This window comes from uncultured Methanobrevibacter sp. (assembly GCF_946184425.1).
Classification (GTDB): Archaea; Methanobacteriota; Methanobacteria; order Methanobacteriales; family Methanobacteriaceae; genus Methanocatella.
The window spans coordinates 1-11,809 of record NZ_CAMHFP010000060.1; the positions used below are offsets into that span (position 1 = coordinate 1).

Here is an 11,809-nt window from a genome sequence, read left to right on the forward strand (position 1 = left end):
TGGTTTTATATTTATTCTCATTTTTCCCACTATTTTTTGAATCATTGGTAATAAAGAATGATGAATTTCTATATTAATTTGTTTGTAAACTTGTTTTTGGATAATTTTTCTTATTAAATTACAACAAATCTTTTAAAGAAAAATTAATATATGCATTTAAATAAATTAATTATATAAACTATACTAAAGGAGATTCTTATGCATAAAAATTCACATGAAAAAATGGAATGGTTCAAAAATACATATTTATCTACTAACAACAAATTAGACATATTAGATGTAGGATCATTAGATGGTAAAGGCAATTACAATTATTCAGATATTTTTGATGAAAAAAAATGGACATACACTGGATTAGATTACCAAGCAGGAAATAATGTAGATATTGTTGTTACAGATATCTACAACTGGTTTGAAATTGAAGATAACTCTTATGATGTGATTATTTCTGGTCAAATTTTTGAACATTTAGAATTTTTTTGGCTCACCATGTCCCAAATAGAAAGAGTATTGAAACCCGGAGGTTATGTTTGTATCATCGCACCATCAAATGGTCCAAAACATGGAGGCAATATGCCAAACTGTTATAGATTCCATGAAGATGGTATGAGAGCAATGGCAAAATATGTTGATTTAGAAGTAATACATGCCTCAGTAGACAATCGAGAAGAAACTAAACCCTGGTATGATGCATGTTTAGTTGCACATAAATCCGGAGAAATTACTAACGAAAATACTCAAGAATTAGAAAATCGAATGAATAACCTTGAAAGTAAATTAGATTCAATTTTAGAAGCACTTAATAAATAAGTTGATTTCACATGGAAACTGTTAACTCACATCAAGATATTGGAAATTTAGAAAATAATAGGATTGAAGGAAATCCTGAAATTACAAACTCCACAATCTCATTTAAAGGAAACAATAATATTTTATATTGCGAAGGCAATGTGAAAATTATTGGCGCTCAAATTTTATTTGAAGGCAACAACTCAATAGTCTATCTTTCATCAACAATGAATTCACACTATTCATTTACTTTAGTAATCTACAATAATTCCACATTTTTCATCGGAAGGGAAGGTAACCTATCTAACCCTATTAATATCAACATCCAAGAAAGCCAAAATATCATCATAGGTGCCGAATGCAGCCTTTCAAGTGGTGTGAATATAAGAACTGCTGATATTCATCCGATTTATAATAATGAAACAAAACAAAGGATCAATTATGCTCAAAGTGTCTTTATAGGAGACCATGTTTGGATTGGACATTTGGCATATATTTCAAGAGGAGTTAAAATAGGTTCGGGAGCCATTGTAGACAATTATTCTTTTGTCCCTCACAATGCAAGAATCTATTCAAACTCATTGGTTGTTGGAAATCCAGTAATGATTGAAAAGCAAAATGTATTTTTTACTAAAGAATTTTTAGGATATCATACAGCGGAAGATTCAATGAATACTAAGGACTATAAAAGTGATGTTTTTATTTATGAACTTGTTAACAAAGAAACATTAAATTTAAACCAAATTGATAAAATTCTCAAAGATTTAAATGTTGAAGATAGATTAGAGTTTATACAAAAGTTGTTTGTTAGAAACAAACGTAAAAATCGTTTTACTATCAAATAACTATTAATTTTCTAATTTTTATTTATTAGGTATTTAAATGTTATCAGTGATAATCCCAGTTTACAATGTTGAAAACTACATAAAAGAATGTTTAGACAGTATCATTAACCAAACACTTAAAGACATAGAAATAATCTGCATTGATGACGGGTCAACTGATAACTCACTAAATATCCTGAAACAATATTCAAAAAAAGACAAAAGAATTAAAATCATCACCAAAGAAAATGGCGGTCAAGCAACTGCAAGAAACTTAGGAATCAAAGAATCTCAAGGGGAATACATTGCATTTGTTGATTCTGATGATTTTATAGAGCCAACAATGATGGAAAAACTCTACACAAAAGCTAAAGACAACAACCTAGACATTGCAATGTGCAAGATTGCAACATACAACAACCAAACAGAAGAAATCAAGGACAATGTCTGGTACTATATGCTTGGAGTTTTCAGGGATTTTGAAAAAGATATTTTCAACCACAAAGACACCAAAGAGTTCACATGCAACATTGCAGTTACTCCTTACAACAAGATATACAAAACCACACTTTTAAAAGAAAACGACATCTTGTTTCCCGAAGGCCTTATTTTTGAAGATGAAAAGTTTTTTTATGACACTTATTTAAGAGCCAATAAAGTTTCAATCGTTGATGAATTCTTATACTACTACAGAATCAACAGAAAGGGTTCTACCGTAGATATAGAAAAGGAAAATGACTACACAGACATCATAGAAATATCAAAGCAAATCAGAGAAACCTTTAGAAAAACCAATAACTATGAAGATTATAAATTCCTTTTAAACAATCGATTAATACATCTTCAATTAGCAAGATTTACCCAAACCTCAAAAAAATACAAGGAAAAATTCTTCAATTTATTAAAAGATGACTTAACAGAAGTCTTAAAAGACAAAGAAATCAAGAACAATCTAGAATCTGACGTTGAACTGAGAGTCAATAAGATAATCCAATCTAAAGATTACGAGGAATTTGTAAAATTAGATCAAGACAAAGTATTTTCTGTTGTTATTGCATGCTACAACTGTGAAAAATACCTTGATGAAACAATACAATCGTTAATCGGGCAAAGCTTTTCTTTTGGAAGCAATATCCAGTTGATTTTAGTTGATGATGGCAGTACAGACAACACGAAAGAAATCTGTCTTAAATATCAAAGCCAATATCCTGACAATATCATTTATTTATATCAGGAAAATCAAGGCCAAGGCGCTGCACGTAACTTTGGATTGGAATATGCGAACGGAAAATACATCAATTTCCTGGATTCAGACGATAAGTTTAGCGGAAACACATTTTACAGTGTTTATGAATTTTTTACAAAAAACAATGCCGACATTGTTGCAACCCCAATATTTTTCTTTGATAAAGCTGTGGGCCAACACCCCTTGAACTACAAATTTGAAGAAGACAAATTAATTGATTTGAATGAAAACTGGGATTATCCCCAACTTTCATCAAGTTCTGCATTTTTTAAAAGAGAACTGTTTGACAAATACAATTTCAAAACAGATTTTGTCAACTCAGAAGATTCATTGATGATTAATAAAATGTTAATAGACAATCCAACTTATGGAGTTGTTAGCGAAGCAATCTACTGGTATCGTAAAAGAACAAACGATGCATCAACAATTGATACAGCACATTCCAAAAAGGAATTTTATCTTGACCGATTAAACAGATATTTTAAAGAACTGATTGATTACTCTATTGATAAATATGGCCAAGTTCCAAAATTCATACAGTATCTGACAGTCTATGACCTCCAGTGGATGCTTCGGGTTGAAGATGTCTCAGAAATATTAACAAATGATGAAATTAAAGAAGTTTATATAGCTATACAAAATATTTTACATTATGTTGAAGACGACATTATATTATCTTTAAGAAACGATGCAGTAAACATACGACATCATATGTTAGCTACAAAATATGCGAAGATTAATGTCAATTTAAACAAGGTTGTAACTTATGAAAATATCCATTCAAATTTCAATGGTAAAATTGCAGGAACATATGTGGAAAACACATTGGTTGACCGGCTTGACATTCATAAACTTTGGCTGGACATCATTGAAATTAAAAACAACACACTTTTCGTTTCAGGATTTCTGATGTCATTTTTCAAAGACGATGAAATAGAAATAGAAATCAACAAAAACAATACTGCATACCCTACAAAAAAAGTCTATTACAACAACAATTCCAAAAAATTCCTGAACTGTTCTCTGGAGTCCCAATTTAGCTTTGACGGAGAAATACCCTTAGAAAACAATGAAACTTGCACAATTGAAATTTATGCAAGATTTACCGGAAAAAATTCCAATGAAAACACAAAATGGGCATTGAAAATTGATTTTGCAGATCATGCAAGATTATCCCAATTGAGCAATTACAGCATAGAAAAAAGCCATTTCATGAAATTTGAAAATAACCGATTCCACATCTCAAATTACAATTACCTGAAAATGATTAAATCAGAGCTTCCGATTTTACTTAAAGTATTCAAAAGAAAAGAAGCCTATTACACTTCAATTTTACTTTTCAGATTTTTATACCTGTTAATTTATCCATTTTACAGAAACAAAAGAATCTGGCTTTTTCAGGACAGACAGGAAAATGCCGATGACAATGCAGAACACTTATACAAATATGCAATCCTCCAAAAAGACAACATCAAAAAGTATTTCACTGTTTCTGATGAATTTGGAGATTTCACACGCTTATCAAAACTTCCAAATGTTTTGGAGTTCTACTCACTTAAACAAAGATTAATCTATCTATTTGCAGAAAAAATCATCTCTTCACATCCTGACGAAAACATTCTAAATCCATTTATGGGCAAAAATGTCACATCATACTCAGGGTTGATTAATTCAGACAAGATTTTCCTGCAGCATGGAGTTACCAAGGACAACGTTTCTTCATGGCTTAAAAAATCAGACAAAAATGTCAAGTTGATTACAACCGTTTCTGATGCTGAAAAAGAATCATTCATGGATCCAGGATACAATTATGATGAAAAAGTTATCCAGACACTAGGTTTTCCAAGATTCGATAATTTGAAAACAGACCAGGAAACCAAAAGGCAAATATTGATTGCACCGTCCTGGAGAAGCGAACTTCACAACATGACAGTAAAATACATCATGGCATCACAATACTTCAAAACACTGAATTCCTTAATCAACAGCAATGAACTGATTGAAATAGCTGAAAAACACAATTATAAAATAATCTTTAAGCCACACCCCATGGTTTACGGTTACATTGATTTATTTGACACGAACGAATATGTCAAAATTGATGAAAAAACTACATATCAAGAATTATTTAAGGATTCAGACATATTGATAACAGATTATTCCTCAATAGCTTTTGATTTTTCCTATATGAAAAAACCAGTCATTTATTATCAGCCTGATGACGATTATAACTTTGAGGAAGGCTATTTCAAATACAAGACCATGGGATTCGGCGAAGTTATAGAAAATGAAAATGACTTAATCAATCAAATCAAAGAATATCTTGAAAATGACTGTCAAATGAAAGTTGAATACGAAAAGAGAGTAGATAGTTTTTATAAATATAATGACAAAAATAACTGTAAAAGAGTTTATGAAGCAATTTTAAATATGAAATAACGGTGAATTTCTGTGAGTTTTAGAGAAAAAGTGTTGTCCAAAAGCAACAGTTATAATCATTACAAAAAACAAAATCAAGAGCTTCTTGAAAAAATCGAGTCTCTTGAAAAGGAAAACGAAAAGTTGGAAAATGAGCTGAATTTTTTAAAAAATGACCAAACTGCCAGTTTAAAAAAGAAATATGCTAATTTTAACAGCACTGGCAGTTTTTGTGACTGGGAATACATTGAATTCTATTTAAGTGATGAATACGAAGACAAAATAAAAGAAGTTACAAAACACCTCCCAACCTATGCCAAAAAGATATTCAAATGGTATATGCTTCGTGCAATGACAATCAACATGATTAAAAGAGATACACTGTATTTCAACTATGAACTGGATGATCAGAAAAAATTCACAGATTTTAAAATGAACAATACAACAGAAGATGGCATTGCAGGATATAAATTCACAGGAGACTATAACCTTCATCCATTTGTCAAAATTGGTTTATCGAAAGGAGACCAGGAATATATCAAAAATAAAGATATCATTGATGCAGGAGCTTTTACAGGAGATACATCTCTACCATTATCCAAGAGGACAACAAAAAACGTTTATGCATTCGAGCCGTTTAATGATTCATTTGAAATACTTAAAAAGAATATTTCAGACAACAACATTGAAAACATAATTCCAGTAAACAAATCCTTGGGAAACATCAATGGAGAAAGATCATTGTTTTTATCCGGAGATAACGTGCAGGGAATAACAAGCGATGCCACATTAAGAAGTTATGACAATGAAATCAAAGTTCAAGAGACCACCATTGACACATTTGTTGAAGAAAACGATCTTGAAGTAGGATTTATTACAATTGATGTTGAAGGGGCTGAAATGGATTTGCTTGAAGGTGCAATAAACACAATTAAAACCCAAAAGCCGATTTTATACATAAGCATGTATCACAAAGTTTCCGATTACTTTGATATTATCCCATGGGTTGCCAATCTGGATTTGGGATATGAATTCAACATCATAAAAGAAAATCCATGGACATTTCTAGCAGATACAGTAGTCCAGTGCAGAATGAAATATTAGGAAGATATCATGAGCGAATATAAACTGTCAATCATCATCCCAACTTTCAATTTGGAAAATGAGATCGATAATGCATTCAATTCCATAAAAAGCCAGACAATAGGTTTTGAAAATATTGAAGTTATCTTTGTTGATGATAATTCCACAGACAATACCCTAGCTAAATTAAACAATTATTCACATCAATTCAGTAACGTCAAAGTACTTACAACCGACAAAAACAGTGGCTATGCCGGAAAACCCAGAAATATAGGCATTCAAAATGCAACTGCAGATTATATTTTATTTTTGGATGGTGACGATGAACTATTGTTAAACACATGTGAAGTGCTGTACGACAAAATCCAATTTTATAACACAGACATGGTCATTGCAGGCCACATCAACGTTTACAGCAACGGTGTTTGCCAACACTATCCTCCATTGCTCCATGATAATGAAACTTCCTTTAAAAATACTATAAATCCACAACTGCTTAATGTTAACCCCGCAATTTCTGCAAAACTATTCAATAAATTTTTACTAACCAAAAACAATATAATTTTTCCGGAAAATATCCCCGGAGAAGATTTAATCTTTTTATTGGAAACAATCATAAATTCCAGAAATATACTGACCTTGAATAATTTCTATGCATATTATAGAAACCTCGACAACCATTCTGTTACCTTAAACCTAAGCAATGACTATTTTTATGGTTTGATTAGAGCATACATACTTGTTTGCGATTTATTTGAAAAATATAACATCAAAAACAATATTCAGGAAATAGTATTGCACAATCATTTAAGTTTCTTTACTGAAAGAGTCATCAAGGTTTATTTTTCGGATGATTTCGAAGATACTGACTTAAAAGAAATATTCAGCTCAGATTTATTCAATGAATTATCCAATAAAGATATTTTTAAAGACAACTATAATTTTAAACTATATTTTGAAAGAATGAAAAACGGAGATTATAATAATCGTGATTTACTAAATAATATCTATCAAAATTTTGATTTTGACTCTGAAATAATTTCCGATTTGAAATACGTCAAGCAGGAAATTTCAAAATTAACAATTAAACCAAATAAAATAAATGAAGACAATGCTTATTTAAGAATAATTAACAAAAAATTGTACGAAGAAAATGAAAAATTAAAACATGAGTTAGATGAAATCAAATCATCAAAATTATGGAAATTAAAAAATAAATTTTAACTAAAAGGAATGTGATCAGATGCACAAAAGTTCAATGATGAAAATGGAATATTTTAAAGATTCCTACTTAAATAAAAATGAAGAATTGAAAATATTGGATGTGGGATCATTCGATAAAACCGGCACATACAATTACAAAATGGTTTTAAATGAAAAAAAATGGAGTTATACTGGTTTGGATTTGAGAGAAGGTAATAATGTTGACATTATTATTGAAAATGCTTATGACTGGAAGGAAATCGATGAAGATTCATATGATGTTGTTGTTACCGGCCAAGCATTGGAACATATGGAATTTTTCTGGCTTACCATGGAACAAATCAATAAAGTCCTAAAGCCTGGAGGATTATGCTGCATCATAGTTCCAAGTAAAGGACCAGTTCACAGAAACCCGTATGACTGTTACAGATTCAACGAGGACGGAGTAAGAAGCCTTGCAAAATACGTTAAATTCGAAATTCTGGAATCAGGAACAACCACAGATGAAATATCTGATCCATGGTATGACAGCTTTGTAATTGCCCGAAAACCAGGTCCTGGAAGCAAAGGAGATCTGGAAAACAGAATGGATGACATAGAGCAAAAAATGGATTTGATTTTAGAAAAATTACAAGGATAACATGTATAAGATTTCAGTTATTGTACCGGTTTTTAATGTTGAAGACACCCTTCAAAATGCATTTGATTCAATTCTAAATCAAAGCATTGGCTTTGAAAACCTGGAAGTAATCTTTGTTGATGATAAATCTACAGACAAAAGTGCAAATATCATTAAAAGTTACTCTAAAAAGTACAATAATGTCAAATCATTTATTTTAGATGAAAACAGCGGTTTTGCAGGAAAACCAAGAAACATTGGAATTGAAAATGCAACAGCCCCATACCTGATGTTTTTGGATCCAGACGACATCTTTTTGGAAAATGCCTGTGAAATTCTTTATGACAATATTAGCAAAAATAATCTGGAACTTGTTTCCGGAAACTACAACATCAACAGAGACAATAAAATTGTCAGGAACAACTGGAATATCCTGAAACTGGAAGATAATGAATCAAGTCAAGTCCAAAATGTTGATGAAAATTTCAACATGCTTCTTACAACTCCATCAGTCTGGTCAAAAATATTCAAAAAGGATTTCATTTTAAAGGAAAATATTAAATTTTTAGAGGGCGTTCCGGCACAGGATTTGGTTTTTGTATCAGAAGCCCTTCTAAAAGCAGATGGAATCAAATTCATCAACACACCAGTTGTTGAGTATATTCCTCGCCAAGGCGGTGAATCAGTTACCTCCAAAAAAAGCAAATCAGTTCTTGCAGGATTTATCAAATCATATACCTCAGTATTGAATATTGCAAAAGAACATGATGAAAACTATGCCTGGTTGGGTCCAAGAAACCTGTTTTTCTGGATTAAGCAGTTTTGCCTAAGTGATTTATCAATAAAAGACAAAATTGATTTATTGTATATGGCAAACCCATTATTTGAAGAATTCATACAATCCCCCAAGATTAATCCACCACAATACTTGAAGGAATTTTTAGAATTGATATCTGAAAAAGACTTTTTAAATGCTTCAAAAATATCTGAAAAACTGGACATATTTTATGATGAAAACCTTATTGAAAAGAATATTAAAGATAAAAAGATTTTTCTTCTGTTTTACGGATTGGATATTGAAATTGGAGGACTTGCAAAAGCAACATTCAATCGAGCCAACATACTGAAACAGTATGGTTACAAGGTTACCTTATTGAATGTTAATGAATCCAAAAATTTCAAATATATAACCCAATACTTCCATGAACATGGATATTTGGATAAAAACATTGAAATAATTAACCTTGTTGAATATTATGCAACTAAAAATGATTTAAACAATAAAATTCCAGAAAGAATAGAACCTAACGGATATACACTGGAAACTATTGAAAAGAATGACAAAACAAAAATAACCAATTATTATGTGTTGAATGACAAATTAGTCAAATCTAGACATGAATTTGATAACTATACCTGTGTAAAAATATTTAACCACAAAGGACAGATAAAACTTGAGAAATATTACACAAAAGACAATTTCAACTATCTTACAAAAAGATATGGAAGTTATACATTAAACGACAGATTTACAAACTTAACAATAAAATTTAAAGACATGTTTGAATTGCACAACTATTTCATAACCGAAATGCTATTTAACTGCAATGAAAAAGCATTTTTAATCAATGAGAACTCAGGCGCCATTCCTAACTTCAACAATATCAATTCAGAACTTGCATATAAAATTGCAAGCATCCATACAAACCCATATAGTGAAAATCACCATTATGGAAGCCCGCTTAGAGACGACTTTACAATTCTAAATGATGTGAAGAGCCTGGATTATATTGTTGTTTTAACAGAAAAATTAAAGAATGACCTCATTAAAGAATTCAATATCGAAAATATCAAGGCAATTCCCAATATTTTAAACATGTCCGAATATGAAAGAAACAAGGAATACCATAAAGACAATACCAAAATTTCAATATTCGCCCGTTTAAGTTATGAAAAAAACATTGAAGATGCAATTAAAGCATTCAATATTGTTTGTCGAAAAAGAAGTGATGTTCGCTTGGAAATATTTGGCAGGGCTGTTGCACCCAATGAATTGATTGAAGAGAAAAGATTAAAGGAACTTGTTAAGGAGTTAAATCTTGAAGATAAAGTAATTTTTAAAGGCCATGTTGACAATGTTAATGAGGAGATGTCAAAATCACTAGCTACATTATTTGTTTCTAATTTTGAAGGATTGGGCCTGGTTGTTCTTGAGTCAATGATTAACAAGACACCAGTTATAAGTTATGACATCAACTACGGACCTTCCGATTTTATCAAAGATGATGTAAACGGATATCTAGTTGAACAGCATGATACAGACGCCCTTGCTCAAAAAATTTTACATTTACTTGAAAATCCTGACAAAGCAATTGAAATGGGTAAAATTGCAAAAAGAGATGTATTAAACCAAATTGATAACGAAACTCTGTTTTTAAAATGGGAAAACATTTTGAAAGAAGTTTATATTACTTCCAGAAAAGATGAAATAAAAATTAATGAAATCGACCCAAACATTATGAATGAACTTAAAACACTTCAAAGAGATAAAATGAGATTATACCGTTCAAAAGAAAAATTGCATAAAGAGAATAGGGTTTTAAAAAGTCAAATCAATGAAAGCAATGTTAAAAAAATCTTTAAAAAAATAAAAAGAGGAAACTGAAACATATGAATGAATTAGTCAATACAATCATCGAATGTGACTTTGAACATCTCGGTTTCAATGAGTTTCCAATCAATGAAAAATTCGGACTTATCGTTTGGAAAAGCAACATCAAATATGAATTTCTACTCAATTTAAAAGAAAACAGCCAAAATCTGATATGCATAGGTTCAGGAGTATTGAACGGAGCAGATTTAGAAAAATTCAAGCAAAAGCCAAGATTCAACAGACACAGCTGGAAATTCAGCGAATCAACTCTATTTTACAATGACCCCACAAGATATCTAAACGATTCAATACTTGGTGGATGGTGCATCGGAGAGCCGGACAACTGGTATCTAGAAGAGATAAAAGAGATAATCGTCAAGATTACAGAATATCTTAAAATCAAAAATGAAAACATTCTTTTTTATGGAAGTTCTCTTGGAGGATTCAATTCAATACAGCTGGGAACACTTGTTAGAAATTCAAAGGTTTTAGCAGACGTTCCACAACTAACCCTTGAAAATGCCAATTATGTTCGCTACATAATGCCAAAACTGTTTCCGAATACACCAATGAAGAAATAAAAGATAGATACAATTACAGATTAAATATTCTGGATCTAATCAAAAGGGAAAAATACATCCCAAATGCCATTATGATATTTGATGCAGGAGAAGTTGATATAAAAGAACACTACATACACTTCTTTAGCCAGTTGAATGACCTGACAGAAGCTGAAAACTCAAACAGAATCAAGATAATCATAAATCCAATAAATGAACATCATTTCCTGAGCATGGAAGAATCCCTTGAAGTAATCCAGCAGGCATGCGACAATGACCTGATGTGCTTTGGCGATGAAATCCACCTCTCCAAACTATACTCAACCTTAAAAAAGCATGAAAGGACAATAGAGGCAAAAAATCAGGAAATACAAAAACTAAAAGACACACACCAAAACAACATAAACACCAAAA

The 11,809-nt window shown here is 31.0% G+C and carries 9 protein-coding genes; all 9 read left to right on the forward strand.

Features of this window, described 5'->3' with window-relative positions; genetic code table 11:
• The first annotated feature begins 198 nt into the window (after positions 1–198).
• Complete coding sequence (locus Q0P94_RS09820) at positions 199–810, forward strand: class I SAM-dependent methyltransferase (RefSeq protein ID WP_295116125.1); 612 nt, start codon at positions 199–201, stop codon at positions 808–810.
• An 11-nt stretch (positions 811–821) separates the two neighbouring features.
• On the forward strand, positions 822–1,634 hold the full coding sequence (locus Q0P94_RS09825; protein ID WP_295116126.1) for an acetyltransferase: 813 nt from the start codon (positions 822–824) through the stop codon (positions 1,632–1,634).
• A 37-nt stretch (positions 1,635–1,671) separates the two neighbouring features.
• On the forward strand, positions 1,672–5,298 hold the full coding sequence (locus Q0P94_RS09830; RefSeq protein ID WP_295116128.1) for a glycosyltransferase: 3,627 nt from the start codon (positions 1,672–1,674) through the stop codon (positions 5,296–5,298).
• Between the two features lie 12 nt (positions 5,299–5,310).
• Positions 5,311–6,381 (forward strand): FkbM family methyltransferase, encoded by a 1,071-nt coding sequence (locus Q0P94_RS09835; protein WP_295116130.1) that lies wholly within the window; start codon positions 5,311–5,313, stop codon positions 6,379–6,381.
• Positions 6,382–6,390: 9 nt separating this feature from the next.
• Entirely contained in the window at positions 6,391–7,584 is a 1,194-nt protein-coding gene (locus Q0P94_RS09840; RefSeq protein WP_295116132.1) for a glycosyltransferase family 2 protein, read from the forward strand.
• Positions 7,585–7,603: 19 nt separating this feature from the next.
• On the forward strand, positions 7,604–8,203 hold the full coding sequence (locus tag Q0P94_RS09845) for a bifunctional 2-polyprenyl-6-hydroxyphenol methylase/3-demethylubiquinol 3-O-methyltransferase UbiG (RefSeq protein ID WP_295116134.1): 600 nt from the start codon (positions 7,604–7,606) through the stop codon (positions 8,201–8,203).
• 1 nt (position 8,204) lies between these two features.
• Positions 8,205–10,847, forward strand: a complete 2,643-nt coding sequence (locus Q0P94_RS09850) for a glycosyltransferase (protein WP_295116136.1) — start codon at positions 8,205–8,207, stop codon at positions 10,845–10,847.
• A gap of 5 nt (positions 10,848–10,852) precedes the next feature.
• Positions 10,853–11,416: a hypothetical protein gene (locus Q0P94_RS09855; protein ID WP_295116139.1), complete on the forward strand. Its 564-nt coding sequence runs from the start codon at positions 10,853–10,855 to the stop codon at positions 11,414–11,416.
• Positions 11,417–11,487: 71 nt separating this feature from the next.
• Positions 11,488–11,809, forward strand: a 322-nt coding sequence (locus Q0P94_RS09860) for a hypothetical protein (RefSeq protein ID WP_295116141.1), incomplete at its 3' end; no start/stop codon positions are given.

What these genes read in the sequence shown, in the direction of transcription:
- Q0P94_RS09820 (WP_295116125.1), top strand. Translation starts at nt 199, where the DNA reads ATGCATAAAAATTCACATGAAAAAATGGAATGGTTCAAAAATACATAT.
- Q0P94_RS09825 (WP_295116126.1), top strand. Translation starts at nt 822, where the DNA reads ATGGAAACTGTTAACTCACATCAAGATATTGGAAATTTAGAAAATAAT.
- Q0P94_RS09830 (WP_295116128.1), top strand. Translation starts at nt 1,672, where the DNA reads ATGTTATCAGTGATAATCCCAGTTTACAATGTTGAAAACTACATAAAA.
- Q0P94_RS09840 (WP_295116132.1), top strand. Translation starts at nt 6,391, where the DNA reads ATGAGCGAATATAAACTGTCAATCATCATCCCAACTTTCAATTTGGAA.
- Q0P94_RS09845 (WP_295116134.1), top strand. Translation starts at nt 7,604, where the DNA reads ATGCACAAAAGTTCAATGATGAAAATGGAATATTTTAAAGATTCCTAC.
- Q0P94_RS09850 (WP_295116136.1), top strand. Translation starts at nt 8,205, where the DNA reads ATGTATAAGATTTCAGTTATTGTACCGGTTTTTAATGTTGAAGACACC.
- Q0P94_RS09855 (WP_295116139.1), top strand. Translation starts at nt 10,853, where the DNA reads ATGAATGAATTAGTCAATACAATCATCGAATGTGACTTTGAACATCTC.